This window comes from Curtobacterium flaccumfaciens (assembly GCF_004361695.1).
In the GTDB taxonomy this organism is placed as follows: Bacteria; Actinomycetota; Actinomycetes; order Actinomycetales; family Microbacteriaceae; genus Curtobacterium; species Curtobacterium flaccumfaciens_B.
This window is the reverse complement of record NZ_SNVW01000003.1, coordinates 338,872-358,530: the sequence shown is the minus strand read 5'-3', so window position 1 is coordinate 358,530 and position 19,659 is coordinate 338,872. Positions and strand designations below refer to the sequence as shown.

Genomic DNA, 19,659 nt, shown 5'->3' with positions numbered 1-19,659 from the left:
CCCCTGCTGAACGCGGCCCTGAACTGGGGTTCCTCGTTCTCCGGACAGTGCTGCGCGTCGTCGTCCGAGCACCGATGTCGCAGCGGACCGGCGGGACCTGCGTAGGTTCGAAGGCACGTGTGCCCCGGATCGTGGGCACTTCGGCCGACCGGAGAGGAGCGCTTCCGCGTGTTCCAGTACATCGGGGAGCGGTGGGACCAGATCTGGTTCGCGTCGTGGCAGCACTTCTCACTGGTGGTCCAGTGCACGGTGCTCGCGACGGTCATCGCCGTGGTGCTCGCCACACTCGTCTACCGCAGTCCACGGCTGACCTCCGTGGCGAACGGGGTGTCCGCCATCGGCCTGACACTGCCGTCGTTCGCGGTGATCGGTCTGCTCATCGTCCCGCTCGGCTTCGGCGTGCTGCCGTCCGTCGTGACGGTCGTCTTCTTCGCCACCCTGCCGATCCTCCGGAACGCGGTCGTCGGCCTCGCCGAGATCCCGCCGACGGTGGTCGAGTCGGCCCGCGGCATCGGCATGAGCCGGTTCCGGACCCTGCTGCAGATCGAGCTGCCGATGGCGTGGCCGATCATCCTCAGCGGCGTCCGGGTGTCGGCCCAGATGGTGATGGGCATCGCCGCCATCGCCGCGTACGCCCTCGGCCCCGGGCTCGGCGGCTTCATCTTCTCCGGGCTGTCGCGCCTCGGCGGCGCCAATGCCCTCTCCTCCGTCGTGGTCGGGGTGGTCGGCGTCGTCCTGCTCGCCCTCGTCCTCGACCTGCTCCTCATCGGCCTCGGCCGCCTGACCATCTCGAGAGGTATCCGTGTCCAGCACTGACTCCGCCACCACCACCGCCCCCGACGGGGACGTCACCGGTCGCAGCATCCTGCTCGACGAGGTCACCAAGCGGTACCCCGGCCAGACGAAGCCCGCGGTCGACGGCATCACGCTCGAGATCCCGGCCGGCAAGGTCGTCATGCTCGTCGGCCCGTCCGGTTGCGGCAAGACGACGACCCTCAAGATGATCAACCGCCTGATCGAACCGACCGAGGGCCGCATCGTCGTCGGCGACGACGACGTCACGAAGATCGACGGCGACGAGCTGCGCCGCCGGATGGGCTACGTCATCCAGGCCGGCGGGCTGTTCCCGCACATGACCGTCGCGGCGAACATCGCGATCGTGCCGAAGATGCTCGGCTGGTCGAAGGAGCGGATCGCGGCGCGCGTCGACGAACTGCTCGACCTGGTGTCCCTCGACCCCGACACGTACCGCGACCGGTTCCCCCGCGAGCTCTCCGGCGGGCAGCAGCAGCGCGTCGGCGTGGCCCGGGCGCTCGCCGCCGACCCGCCCGTGCTGCTCATGGACGAGCCGTTCGGTGCCGTCGACCCGATCACCCGGCAGCGCCTGCAGGACGAACTCCTCCGGATCCAGGAGGAACTGCACAAGACCATCGTCATCGTCACGCACGACTTCGACGAGGCCGTGAAGCTCGGCGACTGGATCGTCATCTTCACCGAGGGTGCGCACATCGTGCAGTACGACACCCCGGAGCGGATCCTGGCCGAGCCGGCCAACGAGTTCGTCGAGAACTTCATCGGCTCCGGCGCCGGCCTCAAGCAGCTCACCCTGAACCGGGTCCGCGACGTCGAGGTCGTCTCCGCCGTGACCTGCTCCCCCGGCGAGGAGGCGAAGGCCGTCCTGCAGCGCATGAACGAGGCCGGCGGCCACCAGCACGCCGTCGTCGTGGACCACCGGCAGCGGCCGATCGGCTGGCCGTCGCGCCGGCAGATCGAGCGCCTCGACCGCATCCCGGACGGCACCGACCCCGACCTGCCCGTGGTCGGCGAGGCTGCGACGCTCAACGACGCGCTCGACACCATGCTCGTCTCGAGCGCCGGTGCGGCACTCGTCACGGGTCGTCGCGACGCGTTCCGCGGGGTCATCACCGTCGAGACGGTGATGGAGGCCATCACCCGGTCCCGTGCGGCCGCGGCGGACGACCAGGCGTACACGCCGGTCGGGACGAACACGAGCCCGATCGAGACGATGCCGTCCTCGCCCGCGTCCATGCCCACCGGGGAGGAACTGTGAGCGCAGTCGCCGCCGGACCCGCCACCGGTGCCAGCACCTCGTGGAAGGGGCTGCTGTTCCAGCCGATCGCCATCGTCGTGGTGCTCGCCGGGTTCGTGGTCTGGCTCGCGACGGCCGACCTCACCCCGACCGAGCGGACCACGCTCAACCCGGCGGACATCCTCGCGCTCACCGGGCAGCACCTCGTGCTCACGCTCGAGTCGACCGTGCTCGTGCTCGTCATCGGCATCCCGCTCGGGGTGCTGCTGACCCGCGGTCCGCTCCGCCGGGCGAGCGTGTACGTCCTCGCCGTCGCCAACTTCGGGCAGGCGGCCCCGGCGGTCGGGCTCATCGTGCTCCTCGCCGCGTGGCTCGGCCTCAACTCGTGGTCAGCGGTCGTCGCGCTCGTGCTCTACGCGATCCTGCCGGTGCTCCGGAACACCATGATCGGCGTGCAGAGCGTCGACGCACGGCTCGTCGAGGCCGGCCGGGGCATGGGCATGAGCGCGTTCAGCGTGCTCATGCGGGTCGAGCTGCCGCTGGCCGTCCCGGTGATGCTCTCGGGCATCCGGACCGCCCTCGTCCTGCTCGTCGGCACCGCCAGCCTGGCGACGTTCGTGGGCGCCGGCGGGCTCGGCCTCCTCATCACGACGGGCGTGAACCTCTTCCTGCCGAAGGTCCTGGTCTCCGGGGCACTCCTGGTGGCCCTGCTCGCCCTGTCCATCGACTGGCTCGGCCGCGTGGTCGAGACGGTCGCACGACCGAAGGGACTCCGATGACGCACGACGACCCGCGCGTGACACGTGACGACCCGCGCGTGACGCGCGACGACCCGCGCGACGTGAGCCGCGCCTCCCGTCCGTCCGTCCGCCGCCGCCTGGCGACCGCAGCAGCCGTGGCGGGGGCGAGCGCCCTCGTGCTGACCGGCTGCGGGCTGCAGCCCGCGACCTCGTTCGTGCCGGCCGCCGGCCCCGGTTCGATCGAGCACATCGACGACCTGCCGGACGGCGCCCACATCACCGTCACGTCGAAGAACTTCACCGAGCAGCTCGTCCTCGGCAAGATCGCGGTGCTCGCCGCGAAGGCCGCCGGGTTCGACGTCACCGACGAGACGAACGTGCCGGGCAGTGTCGCCGTCCGTGAGCTCATGACCTCGCACGGTGCGGACTTCACGTACGAGTACACGGGGACCGCGTGGCTGACCTTCATGGGGCACGCCGAGGGCATCCCGGACAAGACCGAGCAGTGGGAAGCGGTCAAGAAGGAGGACGCCGGCAACGGCCTCACCTGGCTGCAGCCCGCCCCGATGAACAACACGTACGCGTTCGCCGTCCGCAACGAGGCCGTGTCCGAGCTCGGGGACGTCAAGACCCTGTCCGACATCACCAAGCTGCCCGTCAGCGAGCGGACGTTCTGCGTCGAGTCGGAGTTCAACTCCCGCGCCGACGGGTTCAAGCCGATGCTCGAGAAGTACGGGCTGGAACTCGGCGGCTCCGGCGACAACGGGATCCCGACGAGCAACGTCAGCATCCTCGACACCGGCACCGTGTACACCGCGACGGACCGGGGCAAGTGCAACTTCGGCGAGGTGTTCACCACCGACGGCCGCATCAAGTCGCTCGGGCTGACCGTGCTCGAGGACGACAAGGGCTTCTTCCCCGCCTACAACGTCGCGCCCGTGCTCGACTCGGCGACCCTGAAGGAGTACCCGCAGCTGCGAGGGATCTACGACCAGATCTCGCCGAAGCTCACCGACGCCGTGCTTCAGGAGCTGAACCGGCAGGTCGACGTCGAGGGGCGCGAGCCGGCCGACGTGGCGTTCGACTGGATGGTCAAGGAGGGCTTCATCACCCGCGGCTGATGCGGTCGGCGGTGTCGCGGATCGTCGCGACCACCCGCTCCCGCACCGTCTCGGGGTCGGAGCCCTCGTGCCGCGCCGAACTCCGCAGGCCGGTCATGCACATCCCCAGCAGCATCTCGGCCGCCTGCGGGGTCGCCGCCTCCGGCCCCCACGCCGGGTCCCGCTCGAGGATCGTGCGGACGGCACCGGTCATGGCCTCGGCCACGGTCGTCATCCGGGAGACCTGCCGCCGCATCAGCTGCGGGAAGCGCACGATCACCTCCTTCCGGGCGAGCCGCTCGTGCTCGTCGCCGAAGGACGCGCCGAACACCAGGAACGCCAGGTCCACGACCGCCTGCGCCGCCGGCTCCCCCGCGACCGCCTCGAGGTGGGCGTCGAGCGTCTCCGGTCGGAGGTCGAGCTCGGTGTGCCCGAGGACCGCGTCCTCCTTGCTCTCGAAGTAGTTGAAGAACGTCCGCGGCGAGACGTCGGCCCGCGCGGCGATCTGCTCGATCGTGGTGTGGTCGATGTCCTGCTCGAGTGCGAGGGAACGTGCGGACTCGGCGATGCGCTGGCGGGTCTCGATGCGCTTGCGGTCGCGGAGGCCCAGCTCGGAGGCGGGCACGGTGTCGGGCATGAGGCTGACTGTAACCCGAACATCACAGCGCTTACAGCAGATGCAAACTTGCAGTCGTGCACCGGACAGTACGGTGGGCGCATGACCACTCCCGTGCTCGAGGCCCGAGGCCTCGCCAGGACCTACGGCCGCGGCTCCACGCGGTTCGACGCCCTCAAGGGGGTGTCCCTGCAGGTGCACCAGGGCGAGAGCCTCGCCATCGTCGGCAAGTCCGGCTCCGGCAAGTCGACCCTCATGCACCTGCTCGCGCTGCTCGACAAGCCCTCGGCCGGGCAGATCCTGCTCGACGGGACCGATGCCGCGACCCTCAGCGCCCGGCAGGTGAACCGCACGCGGAACAGCACCTTCGGCTTCGTGTTCCAGCAGTTCTTCCTCACGCCGAAGACCTCGGTGCTCGACAACGTCGTGCTGCCGCTGAAGATCGCGGGCGTCACCGGGGCCGAGCGGAAGCGCCGGGGCATGGCGGCGCTCGACGCCCTCGGCCTGGCCGACAAGGCGAAGAACGACGCGAACGACCTGTCCGGCGGCCAGAAGCAGCGCGTGGTCATCGCCCGCGCGCTCGTGGGCGAGCCGAGCGTCATCTTCGCCGACGAGCCGACCGGCAACCTCGACACGAACACCGGTCAGGTGGTCGAGGACATGCTGTTCGGGCTGCAGCGGGAGCGCGGCATCACCCTCGTCGTCGTCACCCACGACGAAGAGCTCGCCGAGCGGTGCGACCGACGCGTGAACGTGCGCGACGGGCTCATCGTCGAGTCGTCCGGCCCGGCAGCGGCCGGCGAGGCGCCGTCCGGCCCAGCAGCAGCATCCGGCCCGGCGCCGTCCGGCACCCACGGAAGGCACTCCGCATGAACTTCCTCGACCTCCTGAAGACCGCGGTGTCGAACACCTTCCGGTCCAAGCTCCGCACCACGCTCACCGTCATCGCCATCTTCATCGGCGCGTTCACGATCACGCTGACCTCGGCGATCGGCACGGGCGTCAGCAACTACATCGACACCCAAGTCGCGTCCATCGGCGACACCGGCTCCCTGACGATCACGAAGACCGTCGAGGCCTCCACCGACAGCGGACCCGCGAAGTACGACCCGGACGAGTCGAGCCAGAGCGTCAACCGCGGTCCGGCGTCGTTCGCGTACCTGTCGCAGTCCGACGTCGACACGATCAAGGGCGTCTCCGGGATCGAGGACGTCCGTCCGGCCGTGGCGCTCAGCACCAAGTGGGTCGAGCACGGCAGCGACGGCAAGTACGTCGTCGACTTCGCCGCGAACGCCGGTGAGCTCGACGCGGACCTCGCCGCCGGCAAGCAGCTCGACGACTCGTCGTCCGCCGGCAACCAGGTGCTCCTGCCGACGAACTACCTGAAGAACCTCGGGCTCGGCAGCGCGAAGGCCGCGGTGGGGCAGGAGCTCACCCTGGCCGTCGACGACTACCAGGGCAAGGAGCACACCCTGACGGCGACCGTCGTCGGCGTGCAGAACGAGTCGCTGTTCGGCGGCGGTGCCGGGGCGAACGCCGCGCTCACCGACGCGATGCGGGCGGCGCAGGAGACCGGCAAGCCCGCGTCGATCGCGACCTCGTACGCCAGCGCCACCGCGACGCTCGACTCCGGCGCGGACGCGTCCGACGTGAAGAGCGCCCTGTCGAAGGACGGCTACACGGGGCAGACCATCCAGGACCAGCTCGGGCAGTTCCAGACCGTGATCAGCGGCATCGTCGGTGTCCTCAACGCCTTCGCCGTCATCGCGCTCGTCGCCGCCGGGTTCGGCATCATCAACACCCTGCTGATGAGCGTGCAGGAGCGCACCCGCGAGATCGGCCTGATGAAGGCGATGGGCATGGGCGGCGGCAAGGTCTACACGCTGTTCTCGCTCGAGGCCGTGTTCATCGGGTTCCTCGGCAGCGCGATCGGGGCCGGGGTGGCGATCCTGCTCGGCACCGGGATCTCGAACGTCCTCGCGGGCAGCGTCCTCAAGGACCTGCCGGGCCTGCAGATCATGCAGTTCGCCCCGTCGTCGGTGATCACGATCATCCTCGTCGTGATGTTCATCGCGTTCCTCGCCGGCACGCTCCCGGCACGACGGGCCGCCCGGCAGAACCCGATCGAGGCACTCCGCTACGAGTAGCGCCGCGCTCCCGCCGGGCCGCTGATCCCGATCACGCGAACGCCCCCGTCCACTCCGGACGGGGGCGTCCGCGTGTGCCTAGGGTCGGAGCGTGGCGGCATTCGGGCGGGACCTCGGGGACGGGTACACGCTGACGCTGCGGGACCTGTCGACCGTCGGACAGCTGCACGAACTCGTGCTCGCGAACCTCGACCGCCTCCGCGCCGCCGAACCGTGGGCCTGGCGGCCGCAGACCCTCGAGACCGCCGTCCTGCACACCGAGCACCTGCTCGGCCAGTACGCGATGGACCGCGCACTCCCCTGCGTCATCCGGTTGGACGACCGCATCGTCGGGGCCGCCTCGCTTGCCTTCGACCCCTACCTCGGGCAGGCATCGCTCGGCTACTGGGTGGATGCGGGCCTGGAGGGACGGGGTGCCGTCCGCCGCGCCGCCACCGTCCTCGTCGGGGTCGCCCGGGCACGCGGTTCCGCGCGGGTCGAGATCCGGACGGCGGTGGACAACCAGCGGAGTCGCCGCCTGGCCGAGCGGCTCGGCTTCACCGAGGAGGGAACGCTGCGGAGCGCGCTGCCCCTGGGGTCCGAGCGGGTCGACGTTGCCGTGTACGGGCTCGTGTTCTGAGCGCGACGCACGTCCGGCCCCGACGTCAGGAGCCCTGCGTCGCGCCCTGCCACACCGCGAACGCCCCGCCGACGACCAGCAGCACGATGAGCAGCACCCACACCGCGAGCGCGATGAGGTTGAGGAAGATCCCCCAGCCCGCACGTCCCCGGGCGAACGGCTCCCGGCCCCGCGACGCGATCCCGAGGCAGAGCCCCACGACGGGCGCGACGAACGTCCAACCGGCGAGCAGCGAGCAGATCCCGAGGACGAGACTCGCCGTGCCGAGTCCGGTGCGGGGCGATTCTGAGTACGTGGCCATGCACCCGACGCTACGGACCCCGGGGAGGTGAGTCGTCCCTCCAGGGCCTGATCCGGGTCCACCTGCGGACGGACCGTCACCGGACGCCGGTATCGTCGATGCCATGGCCCTGTTCGGACGACGCAACAAGCACGACGTGCGCGACCGGCCCATCAGCCAGGTCGAGTTGAAGCGCGCCGTCGACGAGGGCTTCCTCATCGCGAAGGCCGCCGTCACCATCGCCGTGGCGAACCGGATCATCACGAACGCCCTGCGCGACCAGGGGTACTTCGACCACGCGGTCATCGCCGAGGCCGCACGCGAAGAGCTGCACCGGATGGCGGACGAGGAGCGCGGCGACGCCGAGCGGATGCGCGAGATCCGGTCGAAGTCGAGCAAGCAGAAGGGCCGTTCGCGGCACCAGCACGACTACCGGCGCGGCGACGACCTCAAGCTCCGCACGCGTGAGGCGACGTACGAGAAGCTCGCCGAGATGCTCGACAAGCGCCGTTCGGACCAGGGGTTCGTCGACGGCATCGTCCTCGCGGCCCGGGCTCGGGCGTGGGACGACATCGGCACCACCGTCGTCGGCCGCCTCGGTTGGGCGCAGCGACCCGCCGACGACTACGAGGTCGGGCGGGACGACCGGCTGCAGCGGATGCTCGACGAGGACTTCGCCGCCCTGCTCGCCGAGCACCCCGTCGGGTCGGAGACCCCGGCGGACGCCGACGAGCCGGACGCCGCGGACGCGGGCGACGACGGGACGGACCCGGCGGACCCGGACGCGGCGCGGGCCTGATCCGGCCGTGGTACTTGATACTTCACCCTCGTTTCGATACCCTGGTCGGGTAACGCCCCAGGACCATTCGGCACCGCCGGACTCCTGGGGCAATTGTTTTCCCAGGGGGTGCTCGTGATCGATCCGGCCACCCTGCTCGCGCTCCCGACGCTCGTCAGTGCGCCCCGTTTCGACCGCTACCGGCGTCGTTACGGAGGCCGATCGGACCTGGCCGCACGGCTGTACGCGTGGAACATCGAGCTGACGACGGCGTTCTGGGGCCCGGTCGGCTGCCTCGAGGTCTTCGTTCGCAACGCCGTCCACGATGCCCTCCGCCGCGAACGCCGGGATGACTGGTGGAACGACCCGGGCGTCCGACTCCTCGACCGTGAGCGCCGCGCACTCGACGACACGATCCGGACGCTGCAGCGCCGAGGTGAGGCCGATCCGGCGCCGGACCAGGTCGTCGCGGCCACGAGCTTCGGACTCTGGGTCGGACTGACTGACGCTGGGCGACCCCGAGATCCGCTGTGGAGCTACGAGACCACCCTGTGGCAGCCACGGATCGTCCACGCCTTCCCCGGCCTCGGCGGGGTCCGCCGCAAGCAACTCCACCGGCGGTTGGACGACGTCCGGCGGTTCCGCAACCGGCTCGCGCACCACGAACCGATCCACACCGCGCCGCTCGCGCAGATCCGTGACGACATCATCGCGATCGCCGGGTTCGTCGCACCGGACGCCGCGGCGCTGATCGAGGGGGCGCACCGGATCGACGTCGTGCTCGACAGGAAGCAGGAGGCAGTCGCGACCGGTGCATCCGTCATCTGACCGAGACCACGCGCAGTCGGGGAACCCTAGGCTCGGTGGCATGGTGGATGCGGTGGTCGTCGGAGCCGGACCGAACGGGCTGGCGGCCGCGGTGACCCTCGCGCGCGCTGGACTGTCCGTCGAGGTCGTCGAGCGGAACGACACGATCGGCGGCGGTGCACGGACGTCCCCGCTGACCCTGCCCGGCTTCCTGCACGACGTCTGCTCCGCCGTGCACCCGATGGCGTTGCAGTCCGAGTTCTTCCGGCTGTTCCGCCTGGAGGACCGGATCGACCTCCGACTCCCCGAGGTGCAGTACGGCCACCCGCTCGACGGTGGACGTGCCGGCATCGCGTACCAGGACCTCGACCGCACCGCCGACGAGCTCGGTGTCGACGGGCGCGCCTTCCGTCAGCTCATGCGGCCCCTGTCGGGCAATGCCGACCAGGTCGCCGACTTCGCCACCGACGCGCTCCTCACCGTGCCGCGGCACCCGGTGAGCGTCGTGCGCTTCGGCCTGCGGGCGCTCGAGCAGGGCACGAGCGCCTGGAACCTGCGCTTCCGCGACGAGGTCGCACCGGCGATGGTGTCCGGTGTCGCCGCGCACTCGATCCAGCACCTGCCCTCGCTGGCGACCGCGGCCGCAGCCCTCTCGCTCGGCGCCTACGCCCACGCGCGGGGCTGGCCGGTGCCGATCGGCGGGAGCCAGGCGATCGTCGACGCGCTCGCCGCGGACCTCGTCGCGCACGGCGGCCGGATCGAGACCGGGCACGAGGTCCGCTCCCTGGCCGACCTCACCCCGGCGAAGGCCGTGCTGTTCGACACGAGCGTCCCGGGGATGCTCCGGATCGCCGGCAAGCAGATCCCCACGCCCCGACGTGGCGCCCTCCGCCGCTTCCGGTTCGGCAACGCGGCGTCGAAGGTCGACTTCGCCCTGTCGGACCCGGTGCCGTGGACGAACGAGGCGCTCCGGAAGGCCGGCACCGTGCACATCGGCGGGACCCGCGCGGAGATCGCCGCCGCCGAGGGGGCGGTCGCCCGTGGGCAGCACGCCGAGCGGCCGTACGTGCTCGGTTCCGAGCCCACCGTGGTCGACCCGAGCCGCGCGCCGGCGGGCAAGCACGTCTTCTGGGCGTACGCGCATGTCCCCGCGGGGTCGGACGTCGACCAGACCGAGGTCATCACGCGGCAGATCGAGCGCTTCGCGCCGGGGTTCCGCGACACGGTCCTGCAGTCCAGCAGCCGGACCGCCGTGCAGATGGCCGAGTACAACCCGAACTACGTCGGCGGGGACATCGCCGCGGGTGCCGCGAGTTTCTGGCAGCTCGTGAAGCGACCCCTGCTGTCGTCCGATCCGTGGCGGATGGGCGGTGGCATGTACCTGTGCTCCGAGTCGTCTGCCCCCGGCCCGGGCGTGCACGGGATGGCCGGGTGGCACGCCGCGCGGAGTGCACTCCGTCACACGTTCGGGCTGTCCGAAGACGTCGAACTCGCACCGGAGGAATGACCCATGGCGAAGAACGTCCGCATCCTGCACACCACGCCCGAGGCCGTCTTCGACGTGCTCGGCGACGGCTGGCTCTACACGACCTGGGTCGTCGGGGCCTCCCGCATGCGGAGGGAAGAGGCCGGCTGGCCGCAGGTCGGCACCCACCTGCACCACTCGTTCGGGTCGTGGCCGTTCGTGATCAACGACGTCACCACCTCGCTGGTGTGGGATCCGCCGCACCGCATGGTGATCCAGCCGAAGGGCTGGCCGATCGGTGAGGCCCGCGTCACGCTGACGGTCGAGCCGCATGCGCGCGGCTGCAAGGTCACGATCATTGAGAACCCGGTGAAGGGCCCCGCCACGTACGTGCCGAACGTGGTCATCCAGCCGCTGATCTGGATCAGGAACCGCGAGACGCTCCGGCGACTCGGCTGGGTCGCGGCGGGTCGCGCCGAGAACGGGTGACGAGACGGACTGGAGGCGCGGGGCGGGCCCGCACCGCGCCTCCAGTCCGACACCCGGTCACGTCCGTGGCCCCGGCACCGCGGTCAGGTCCCCGGCACCCCGGCCACGTCGGCGACCGCGTCATCCCGTCACGTCCGCGAACCGGTCACTCCGCCCGGCTGAACTCGCTCGCCCGTCGGACCTGGTCGTCGGTCAGGGCGACGCCCGTGTAGCGCTCGAACTGGCGCGCTGCCTGCAGCGCGATGACCTCGGCACCGGTGATGACCCGCTTGCCCGCTGCCCGTCCGGCGCGGACCAGTGGTGTCTCGGACGGGAACGCGACGACGTCGAACACGGTGTCCGCGGACTCGATGCGCTCCTGCTCGAAGGCGAGCGTGTCCTGCTGGTCGCCCCGCATGCCGAGCGGCGTCACGTTCACGACGACGTCGGCCGCGGAGGCGTCGCGCTCGTCGGCCACCCACTCGTAGCCGTACTGGTTCGCGAGTGCCGGGCCGGTCTGGTCGTTGCGGGCGACGACGGTCAGCCGCTCGAAGCCCGCGCCCCGGAACGCCGCCGTGACGGCCTTGGCCATCCCGCCGGACCCGCGGAGCAGGACGCTCGCCGACGGGTCGACCGCGTGCGAGGCGAGCAGCGACGCGACGGCTTCGTAGTCGGTGTTCGACGCCGTCAGGACGCCGTCGTCGTTCACCACGGTGTTGATCGACTCGATCGCCGCCGCTGACTCCTCGACCACGTCGACGAGCGGGATGATCGCCTCCTTGAAGGGCATCGACACCGAGCAGCCGCGGATGCCGAGGGCACGGATGCCGGTCACCGCGCCCGGCAGGTCGGTCGTCGTGAACGCCTTGTAGGCGAAGTTCAGGCCGAGCTCGTCGTAGAGGAAGTTGTGGAACCGGGTCCCGATGTTGCTCGGGCGAGCGGCGAGTGAGATGCAGACCTGCATGTCCTTGTTGAGGATGGGCATGGCACCAGTCTCCCACCACCGTGCCGATGGAGCGGTCCACCAAACACTTCTGTGGACGGGGGTGGGGTTCTCCCCACCCTGGTCCGGGGTGTCCCCCGGATGTGATCCTGCCCGCCGGGTCCGTAGCGTCGACGTCATGAGCACACTCACCCGCCCCCGTTCCGGTCGACTCCTCGCCGGGGTCTGTGCCGGCATCGCCGATCGCTTCGGTTGGTCCCGCACCTTCGTCCGCATCGCCTGGGTCATCCTGAGCTTCTTCCCCGGCCCGCTCTGGATCGCCTACGTCGTCCTCTGGATCCTCATGCCGAACCAGGGATCGCGACGCTGATCCCGCACCGCGGTCGCTGACCGCTCGCCCGTCCGGACGGGTTAGTGTGGCGTGGTGCCGGTCTCCGTATTCGATCTGTTCAGCATCGGGATCGGCCCGTCGAGTTCCCACACCGTCGGGCCGATGCGCGCCGGGGCCGCCTTCGCCGCGCAGCTGGTCGACGCCCCGGTGGCGACGATCGCCGTCCACCTCTACGGCTCCCTGGCGTCGACCGGGCAGGGCCACGGGACACTCGGGGCCGTCGTCGCGGGGCTGATGGGCTCCGACCCGGAGACGGTCGACCCCGACGCCATGGCCGCCGCGCTCGCCGAACTCGAGGCGACCGGGGTGCTCCGGCTCGCCGGCGGCGCCACGGTGCCGTTCCGGTCAGCCGACATCGTCCTCCACCCCCTCACGATGCTGCCGCGGCACCCGAACGCGATGCGGCTGCGTGCCGACGACGCCTCCGGGGCGCCCCTGGCCGAGGAGACCTACTACTCGATCGGCGGCGGGTTCATCACGAGCGACCGTGAGGGCGACGTGGCCGAGCACCGCGCGGGCGACGTGGCCGAGGCCGCGATCCCCGTCGACGACGCCGTGCCGTACCCGTTCTCGAGCGGCGCCGAACTCCTGGCCGCGTGCTCGGCGTCCGGGCTGCCCCCGAGCGGCGTGGCCCTGGCGAACGAGACCGCCACGCGCGGCGCCGACGCCGTCCGTGACGGCCTGCTGCGCATCCACGACGTCATGGAGTCGTGCGTCGAGCGGAGCGTCGAACGCTCCGGCACGCTGCCCGGTGGGCTGACCGTCCGCCGCCGCGCCGGGAACTGGCACGACCAGCTCACCCGCGACGACCCCGACCACGACCCGCTCTTCGCGATGGAGTGGGTGAACCTGATCGCGATGGCCGTCAACGAGGAGAACGCCACGGGCGGCCGGGTCGTCACCGCACCGACGAACGGTGCCGCGGGCATCATCCCCGCCGTCCTGTACTACGCGCTCACCTACGTACCCACCGAGACCGCCGCCGACCGCGACGACACCGTCGTGCGGTTCCTGCTCACCGCCGGCGCGATCGGCTCCATCTACAAGGAGCGGGCGTCGATCTCCGGCGCCGAGGTCGGCTGCCAGGGCGAGGTCGGGTCCGCGGCGTCGATGGCGGCCGCCGGGCTCGCCGAGATCCTCGGCGGAACGCCCGAGCAGGTGGAGAACGCCGCCGAGATCGCCATGGAGCACAACCTCGGGCTGACCTGCGACCCGATCGGCGGCCTCGTGCAGATCCCGTGCATCGAGCGGAACGCGATCGCGGCGAACAAGGCGATCAACGCCGCACGGATGGCGCTGCGGGGCGACGGCGTCCACCACGTCTCGCTCGACCAGGTCGTCGAGACGATGCGCCAGACCGGGGCCGACATGTCGACGAAGTACAAGGAGACCGCGATGGGCGGCCTGGCGGTGAACGTCCCGCTCTGCTGACGGCCGCTCTGCGTCAGCCGTGCAGGAGCGTGAGCAGACGTGCCGTCTCGGTCGCGATCGCGTCCCGGCCGGCCGCCACGTACTTCCGCGGGTCGACGACGTCGGGTCGCTCGTCGAGCACCTCGCGCAGGGCCCTGGTGAACAGGCCGTTGAGGTGCGTCGAGATGTTGATCTTCGTCATGCCGGCCCGGACCGCACCGCGGAGTTCCTCGTCGGAGAGCCCCGACGAGCCGTGCAGGACCAGGGGCACCGGCACCGCGGCCCGCAGCTGCTCCACGAGCGACCGGTCGACCGCGGCCTCGCGTGTCTGCATGGCGTGCGAGGTCCCCACCGCGACGGCGAGGGCGTCGACGCCGGTGTCGGCGACGAACGCCGCGGCATCGACGGGGTCGGTCCGCACCCCGGGAGCGTGCACGCCGTCCTTGCCCCCGACCTCGCCGAGTTCGGCCTCGACCGCGATGCCCGCAGCGTGACAGGCCGCGGCCAGCTCGCGCGTGGCCGCGACGTTCGCCGCGAAGTCGAGGTGCGAGCCGTCGTACATGATCGAGTCGACGCCGAGGTCGATGCCCGCGAGCACGAGGGAGCGGTCCTCGACGTGGTCGAGGTGCACCAGGACCTCGACGTCCGCCGACCGCGCGATGGCCTGCGTCGCGGTCGTGATCGGCGCGAGACCACCGTGGTAGCGGACGCAGTTCTCGCTGATCTGCAGGATGACCGGCAGTCCGGCGAGCTCGGCGCCGGCGACGATCGCCTCGGCGTGCTCGAGCAGGACGACGTTGAACGCCCCGACGCCGCGGTGGTCGGTGCGGGCGGCGTCGAGCAGTCCGGTGAGGGCGAGGTCGGTGATCATGCGGTGCTCCTGGTTCGGGCGTCCGGGGACGCGGGTTCGTCGAGCTGGAGGAAGCGCTGGACATCGTCGGCGTCGACTTCGCCCGCGACGGGACGGAGGACGGCCGCTGCGCCGTACGCGGCGGCGGAACGGAGGACTGCTTCGTCGACGTCCGGTGCCGATCGGGTCGCTGCCGCCCGGAGCATCGCGACCACGAGTCCGGCCGTCGCAGCGTCACCGGCACCGGTCGGGTTCCCGGTCACACCGGCGACGGCGGGAACCTCGACGACACCCGCGCGGGTGTGGGCGGCGATCCCGTCGGACCCGCGCGAGACCACCACGACACCGGCGCCGCGGTCGAGGAGCCGGAGGGCACCGACCCGCTCGTCGACGGCGCCGGTCGCCTCGAGCAGCTCCGACCGGTTCGGCTTGCAGACCGTCGCTCCGGCGTCGGCGGCGACGAGGAGTGCCGCGCCCGAGCAGTCGACGACGCTCGGCACGCCGCGGCGCCGAGCGGCGGCCACCCAGGCGGCGACCACGGCGGGGTCGGTCCCGCGCGGCAGGGAGCCCGACACGACGAGGGCGTCGCACGCCGACTCGCTGAGGAGCCGGTCGACCACGGCCGTCACGGCGTCCCACTCGTCGGCGGTGACGACCGGCCCTGGCTCGCCGTACATCGTCGGGTGTGCGACGTCGTCGACCACGGTGACGGTGGTGCGCGTCTCCCCCGTCACCGCGACGTCGGTGTGCTCGAGACCGAGCTCGTCGAGCGCGCCGGCGACCCAGCGGCCGGCCGTTCCGCCGAGGGGCAGGACGGCGTGCGTCGCGAGGCCGGCACCGGCCAGCACTCGGCCGACGTTGAGGCCCTTGCCGCCGGGGCGGCGGGTGACCTCGAGCACGCGTTGCGTCTCGCCGATGCGCTGCTCGGCGACGCGGTAGGTGACGTCGACGGCCGGGTTCGGGGTCACGACGAGGATCACGACGATGCCTCCGGTGGTTCGGATCGGGACGTGGACGGGAGCACGGCCCGGACGGCGGCCGTCGGGACGGTCACGCGACCGTCGCGGTCGAGCACCACGAAGTCGGCCGGGGCACCCACGCTGAGCGGCGCCGACCGACCCAGCAGCCGTGCGGGGCGGGTCGCGGCGGCCGCGACGACCTCGGTGACGGGGAACCCGGTGGCCAGCAGCCGGTGGACGGCGTCGGCGACCGTGATCGTGCTGCCGGCGAGGGACGATCCGTCCGCCAGCCGGGCGACACCGCCGCGGACCGAGACGGCGGACCCGGCGATCGTGTGGTCCCCGTCGGCGCACCCGGTGGCGGACATGGCGTCGGAGACGAGCACGAGGCGTCCGGGAGCGGCGGCACGGACGACGTCGACCGCCGTCGGATCCAGGTGGTGCCCGTCGACGATGCACTCCAGCAGGAGCCGCTCGTCGGTGAGGGCGATGCCCACGGGGCCGGGCGCACGGTGGTGCAGCGGCGGCATCCCGTTGAAGAGGTGGGTGACGAGCGTGGCCCCGGCGTCCACCGCGCGCCGCGCCTGGTCGGCGGTCGCATCGGTGTGTCCGATCGCCACGACGACGCCCGCGGCCACGAGCCGAGCGGTGGTGTCGAGGGCCCCGGGGAGCTCCGGCGCGAGGGTGACGATCCGGAGGGCGCCGTCCGCGGCGGCCAGGTAGGCGTCGACCTCGGCCGGGGTCGGCGGGTGCAGCAGGTCGGCGCGGTGTGCGCCGCGGCGTGCCGGTGCGAGCCACGGACCCTCGAGGTGGAGTCCGGCGAGCGTGCCGTCGGCGACCAGGGGCCGCAGGCGTTCGAGGGCGTCGGCGGTGTCCCCGACCGGGCCGGTGGCGACGGAGGCGGTGAGCGCCGTGGTGCCCCGCGAGCGGTGGTGTGCGGCGGCGACGCGGGCATCGTCCGCCGCGCATCCGGCGAAGTCGTGACCGAGGGCTCCGTGGGCGTGGAGGTCGACCAGGCCCGGCACGATCGTGGCCTCGACGGTCGTCGCGGTCTCGGTCGACGGCGGCGTGCCGGTGCCGCTCGCGCGGACGAGGCCGTCGTCGTCGACGACCAGCCAGCCGTCGTGCAGGTCGTCGTCGGCGGTGACGATGCGCTGCGCGCGGACGAGGGCGGTCACACGATCACCTGGTGTTGCGAGGCGTCCGGCCCGAGTTGGGCCCGTCGTGCGAGCAGGGCGGCGCCGATCGCACCCGCCGCGTCGCCGTGGCGGGCCGGGATGACCGCCGGCGTCCGGAGGCCGGCCGTGCGGTCGGCGACGGCGGACGTGAGCGGGTCGAACAGGAGCGCCCCGGACTCCGCCAGTCCGCCGCCGACGATGACGGTGTGGCAGCCGGCGACCGCCGTGGTCCACACGAGTGCGTCGGCGAGCACGCTGACGCACTCGTCCCAGACGCGCGTCGCGAGCGGGTCGCCGGACTGCACCCGGAGCATCGCGTCGTGGGCGGTCGGGGACCCGGAGCGGCGTGCGACTCCCCCGGCCGACGCGATCTCCTCGACCCGGAGTCCGGCGTGCGGACCGGACGTGATCCGGACCTGGCCGATCTCCCCCGCCCAGCCGTCACCGGGCACGACGGCACCGTCGACGACGAGTGCACTGGCGAGCCCGGTCCCCACCGGGACGAACGCGACGGATCCCCGGCGCAGGGCGGAACCAGCACCGACGCCGGTCTCGGCCAGGGCGCCTGCCCGGACGTCGTGTCCGAACGCGACGGGCAGGTCCACCCCGCGCCGGGCGAGCTCGTCGCGGACGGCGTCGCGGACCGGCACGTCGCGCCACCCGAGGTTGACGGCCAGCACCACCCGTCCGGTCGACTCGTCGACGACGCCCGGTGTCACCAGGCCGACGGCGTCGAGCGGGCCGTGCGCGAGTGCCGTCTCGACGAGGTCCGCCACGACGCCGGCGAGGCGCACCGCGTCGTGGTCGTCGCGCGGCGTCGGGACCCGGGTCTCGCCGAGGACGGTGCCGTCGGCGTCGGTCCGTCGGGCCTTGATGCCCGTGCCGCCGACGTCGACGCCGAGCACCGCGCCGGCGGCACGCAGCGGCGCCGCGCCGGTGGCCGACACCGGGGCCGGGCCCGCGGCACGCACGGGCGCCGCGCCTGCGGCGGACATCAGGTGAGGATCACCGAACGCGTCAGCGAGCGGGGGTTGTCGGGGTCGAGCCCGCGCCCCTCGGCCAGGGCGACGGCGAACCGGTGCACGACGACGAGCCCGGCGATCGGGTCGAGGTCGTGCTGGACGAACCGGGCCCCCGTCGCGGCGACCTCGTCGGCGAGCCCCTCCGGTGCGGCACCGAGCGACCAGACGAGTCGACCGGGCTGGGCGATCGCGATCGGACCGTGCCGGTAGTCCATCGCCGGGTACGACTCGGCCCAGAACTGTGCTGCCTCGCGGGTCTTGAGCGCCGCCTCGAAGGTCAGGCCCACGGCCGGACCCCGTCCGACGAAGCTCACCTGTTCGGCGTCGAGCAGGTCGTCGATCGGCAGCGCGAGGGCCACCTCGGCCTGCGTGGCGAGTGCGTCGACGTCGTCGCCGATCGACGCCCGCAGCAGTGCGAGCGTCGTGGTGGCGAACCGCGTCTGCACGACGGAGCGCTCGTCGGCGAAGGGCAGCGCGACGACGTCGTCGGCGACCGCCGCGGCCGGGCTGTCGGCGACGGCGGTGACGAGCACCGTCCGCTGCCCGGGCAGGGCCTGCAGCAGGTCGACGATCTCGGTGGTGGTGCCCGAGCGGCTGATGGTGACCACGCGGTCGTACTCGCGGCCGATCGGGTACTCCGAGCCGGCGAAGGCGTCGGTCACGCCGAGTCCGGCCTGCTCGCGGGCGACCGCGTAGCTCATCGCGATGAACCAGCTCGTGCCGCAGCCGACGACCGCCACGCGCTCACCGGGCTGGGGGAGTGCGGCCGCGAAGTCCGGCAGGAGCGCCGCTGCCGCACGCCAGGTCTCGGGTTGCGAGGCCAGTTCGGCGCTCACGAAGGTGTCGGTCATGGGTGCCTTCCGTCCGGGTCGATCTCGGTGATCGATGATCAGGAAGCGTAGCGAGCGATCGTGCGCAACGGAAGGGCAAAACGTCATTTCCGATCACCAGCCGCGCACAGCGACGCCATAGGATGGCCGTCATGACTCCGCAACAGCGGCTCAACGCCCTGCTCGAACTCGTGAGCGAACGCGGCAACGTGTCCATCGCCGAGATCGGGGAGATGCTCGGGATCTCGCCGGCGACCGCTCGGCGCGACCTCGCGACGCTCGCCGAGCAGCGGCTCGTGACGCGCACGCACGGGGGAGCCGCCGCGCTCGGCGCCGGGTACGAGCTCCCGCTGCAGTACAAGATCGCGCGGCAGGCCGAGGCGAAGACGGCGATCGCCCGTGCCGCCGCCCGGCTCGTGCACCCGGGCGACACGGTGGGCCTCAACGGCGGGACGACCACCACCGAGGTCGCGCGGGAGCTCGGCAAGAGCGAGCGCTTCACCCGGGCCGACGGCGAGTACGGGGTCACCATCGTCACGAACGCCCTCAACATCGGGTACGAGCTCTCCGTCCGCTCGAACGTCAAGATCGTCGTGACCGGCGGGGTCGCGCGCCGACAGTCGTACGAGCTCGTCGGGCCGCTGGTCCGCGACACCCTCGACGAGTTCGCCCTGGACGTCGTGGTCCTCGGCGTCGACGGACTGAGCGGGCAGTACGGCGCGACGACGGTGCACGAGGGAGAAGCCGAGGTCAGCCGGCACTTCGCGTCCGTCGGTCGTCGCGTCATCGTGGTGGCCGACTCGACCAAGATCGAACGCGCGACCTTCGCGCGGATCTGCCCCCTCGACCGGATCGACGCCCTCGTGACCGACCAACCGGTCCCGCCGGCGTTCAGCGCCGAGCTCGCCAGCGCGGGCGTCCAGCTCGTCGTCGCCGACTGAGCAGCCCGGCTCCACCCGTCCCGCCGGACGTTACCGGCGTGTAAAACCCTTGCATCTCGCTTCCG

At 72.0% G+C, this 19,659-nt stretch carries 22 protein-coding genes; 14 read left to right on the top strand and 8 right to left on the bottom strand.

Annotation, left to right across the window (positions count from 1 at the left end; genetic code table 11):
• Window positions 1-168: 168 nt before the first annotated feature.
• Genes EDF64_RS06560 through EDF64_RS06545 form a run of 4 tightly spaced genes read left to right on the top strand, consistent with a single transcriptional unit; the run spans window position 169 to window position 3,911 of the window.
• A complete protein-coding gene (locus tag EDF64_RS06560) occupies window positions 169-816 on the top strand; it encodes an ABC transporter permease (RefSeq protein ID WP_133519217.1) in 648 nt (215 codons plus the stop codon).
• The gene (locus EDF64_RS06555; RefSeq protein WP_133519216.1) at window positions 803-2,071 is read left to right on the top strand and encodes an ABC transporter ATP-binding protein; all 1,269 of its coding nucleotides are present in this window, start codon (window positions 803-805) and stop codon (window positions 2,069-2,071) included. The genes EDF64_RS06560 and EDF64_RS06555 overlap by 14 nt, the downstream gene beginning before the upstream one ends.
• Window positions 2,068-2,829, top strand: coding sequence for an ABC transporter permease (locus EDF64_RS06550; protein ID WP_133519215.1), 762 nt, complete (start codon window positions 2,068-2,070; stop codon window positions 2,827-2,829). The genes EDF64_RS06555 and EDF64_RS06550 overlap by 4 nt, the downstream gene beginning before the upstream one ends.
• A complete protein-coding gene (locus EDF64_RS06545; protein ID WP_243736272.1) occupies window positions 2,826-3,911 on the top strand; it encodes a glycine betaine ABC transporter substrate-binding protein in 1,086 nt (361 codons plus the stop codon). Before EDF64_RS06550 ends, EDF64_RS06545 begins: the two co-directional genes overlap by 4 nt.
• Here the strand turns inward: EDF64_RS06545 and EDF64_RS06540 are convergent.
• A complete protein-coding gene (locus tag EDF64_RS06540) occupies window positions 3,898-4,527 on the bottom strand; it encodes a TetR/AcrR family transcriptional regulator (RefSeq protein ID WP_133519214.1) in 630 nt (209 codons plus the stop codon). The two genes, EDF64_RS06545 and EDF64_RS06540, sit on opposite strands and share 14 nt — an antisense overlap.
• Before the next feature lie 81 nt (window positions 4,528-4,608).
• Between EDF64_RS06540 and EDF64_RS06535 the strand changes: the two genes are divergently transcribed.
• The 3 genes from EDF64_RS06535 (at window position 4,609) to EDF64_RS06525 (ending at window position 7,272) form a co-directional block, all read left to right on the top strand.
• Entirely contained in the window at window positions 4,609-5,379 is a 771-nt protein-coding gene (locus EDF64_RS06535) for an ABC transporter ATP-binding protein (protein ID WP_243736271.1), read from the top strand.
• Entirely contained in the window at window positions 5,376-6,653 is a 1,278-nt protein-coding gene (locus EDF64_RS06530; RefSeq protein ID WP_133519213.1) for an ABC transporter permease, read from the top strand. The genes EDF64_RS06535 and EDF64_RS06530 overlap by 4 nt, the downstream gene beginning before the upstream one ends.
• Before the next feature lie 91 nt (window positions 6,654-6,744).
• The gene (locus EDF64_RS06525; protein ID WP_133519212.1) at window positions 6,745-7,272 is read left to right on the top strand and encodes a GNAT family N-acetyltransferase; all 528 of its coding nucleotides are present in this window, start codon (window positions 6,745-6,747) and stop codon (window positions 7,270-7,272) included.
• Between the two features lie 25 nt (window positions 7,273-7,297).
• Here EDF64_RS06525 and EDF64_RS06520 read toward each other — a convergent pair whose 3' ends face one another.
• Window positions 7,298-7,573 carry a hypothetical protein gene (locus EDF64_RS06520; protein WP_133519211.1) on the bottom strand — a complete coding sequence of 92 codons (276 nt, stop codon included), beginning with the start codon at window positions 7,571-7,573 and terminating at the stop codon, window positions 7,298-7,300.
• A 103-nt stretch (window positions 7,574-7,676) separates the two neighbouring features.
• Between EDF64_RS06520 and EDF64_RS06515 the strand changes: the two genes are divergently transcribed.
• The 4 genes from EDF64_RS06515 to EDF64_RS06500 all read left to right on the top strand — a co-directional run bounded on the left by EDF64_RS06515 (window position 7,677) and on the right by EDF64_RS06500 (window position 11,091).
• Complete coding sequence (locus tag EDF64_RS06515; protein ID WP_133519210.1) at window positions 7,677-8,351, top strand: hypothetical protein; 675 nt, start codon at window positions 7,677-7,679, stop codon at window positions 8,349-8,351.
• 114 nt (window positions 8,352-8,465) lie between these two features.
• Window positions 8,466-9,158, top strand: a complete 693-nt coding sequence (locus tag EDF64_RS06510; protein WP_133519209.1) for a hypothetical protein — start codon at window positions 8,466-8,468, stop codon at window positions 9,156-9,158.
• Window positions 9,159-9,198: 40 nt separating this feature from the next.
• Entirely contained in the window at window positions 9,199-10,644 is a 1,446-nt protein-coding gene (locus EDF64_RS06505) for a phytoene desaturase family protein (protein ID WP_133519208.1), read from the top strand.
• Between the two features lie 3 nt (window positions 10,645-10,647).
• The gene (locus tag EDF64_RS06500; protein WP_133519207.1) at window positions 10,648-11,091 is read left to right on the top strand and encodes an SRPBCC family protein; all 444 of its coding nucleotides are present in this window, start codon (window positions 10,648-10,650) and stop codon (window positions 11,089-11,091) included.
• A 145-nt stretch (window positions 11,092-11,236) separates the two neighbouring features.
• Here the strand turns inward: EDF64_RS06500 and EDF64_RS06495 are convergent, their stop codons facing one another.
• Window positions 11,237-12,055: a shikimate 5-dehydrogenase gene (locus EDF64_RS06495; protein WP_133519206.1), complete on the bottom strand. Its 819-nt coding sequence runs from the start codon at window positions 12,053-12,055 to the stop codon at window positions 11,237-11,239.
• Between the two features lie 136 nt (window positions 12,056-12,191).
• On the opposite strand from EDF64_RS06495, the gene EDF64_RS06490 reads away from it, so the two are divergent.
• Both EDF64_RS06490 and EDF64_RS06485 read left to right on the top strand, forming a co-directional pair.
• Window positions 12,192-12,383, top strand: coding sequence for a PspC domain-containing protein (locus tag EDF64_RS06490; protein WP_133519205.1), 192 nt, complete (start codon window positions 12,192-12,194; stop codon window positions 12,381-12,383).
• Window positions 12,384-12,437: 54 nt separating this feature from the next.
• Complete coding sequence (locus EDF64_RS06485; protein WP_133519204.1) at window positions 12,438-13,835, top strand: L-serine ammonia-lyase; 1,398 nt, start codon at window positions 12,438-12,440, stop codon at window positions 13,833-13,835.
• Between the two features lie 13 nt (window positions 13,836-13,848).
• Here EDF64_RS06485 and EDF64_RS06480 read toward each other — a convergent pair whose 3' ends face one another.
• From EDF64_RS06480 to EDF64_RS06460, 5 genes are read right to left on the bottom strand one after another with little or no spacing between them, the layout of a single operon-like run.
• On the bottom strand, window positions 13,849-14,685 hold the full coding sequence (locus EDF64_RS06480) for a class II fructose-bisphosphate aldolase (RefSeq protein ID WP_133519203.1): 837 nt from the start codon (window positions 14,683-14,685) through the stop codon (window positions 13,849-13,851).
• Window positions 14,682-15,644: a 1-phosphofructokinase family hexose kinase gene (locus tag EDF64_RS06475; protein ID WP_133519202.1), complete on the bottom strand. Its 963-nt coding sequence runs from the start codon at window positions 15,642-15,644 to the stop codon at window positions 14,682-14,684. The genes EDF64_RS06480 and EDF64_RS06475 overlap by 4 nt, the downstream gene beginning before the upstream one ends.
• Window positions 15,641-16,801: an N-acetylglucosamine-6-phosphate deacetylase gene (nagA, locus tag EDF64_RS06470; RefSeq protein WP_133519201.1), complete on the bottom strand. Its 1,161-nt coding sequence runs from the start codon at window positions 16,799-16,801 to the stop codon at window positions 15,641-15,643. Before nagA ends, EDF64_RS06475 begins: the two co-directional genes overlap by 4 nt.
• Entirely contained in the window at window positions 16,798-17,796 is a 999-nt protein-coding gene (locus EDF64_RS06465; protein ID WP_133519200.1) for an ROK family protein, read from the bottom strand. Before EDF64_RS06465 ends, nagA begins: the two co-directional genes overlap by 4 nt.
• On the bottom strand, window positions 17,796-18,674 hold the full coding sequence (locus EDF64_RS06460; RefSeq protein WP_133519199.1) for an SIS domain-containing protein: 879 nt from the start codon (window positions 18,672-18,674) through the stop codon (window positions 17,796-17,798). The genes EDF64_RS06465 and EDF64_RS06460 overlap by 1 nt, the downstream gene beginning before the upstream one ends.
• A 131-nt stretch (window positions 18,675-18,805) precedes the next feature.
• Here EDF64_RS06460 and EDF64_RS06455 point away from each other — a divergent pair, with 131 nt between their 5' ends.
• On the top strand, window positions 18,806-19,594 hold the full coding sequence (locus tag EDF64_RS06455) for a DeoR/GlpR family DNA-binding transcription regulator (protein ID WP_166645625.1): 789 nt from the start codon (window positions 18,806-18,808) through the stop codon (window positions 19,592-19,594).
• Window positions 19,595-19,659: the final 65 nt, after the last annotated feature.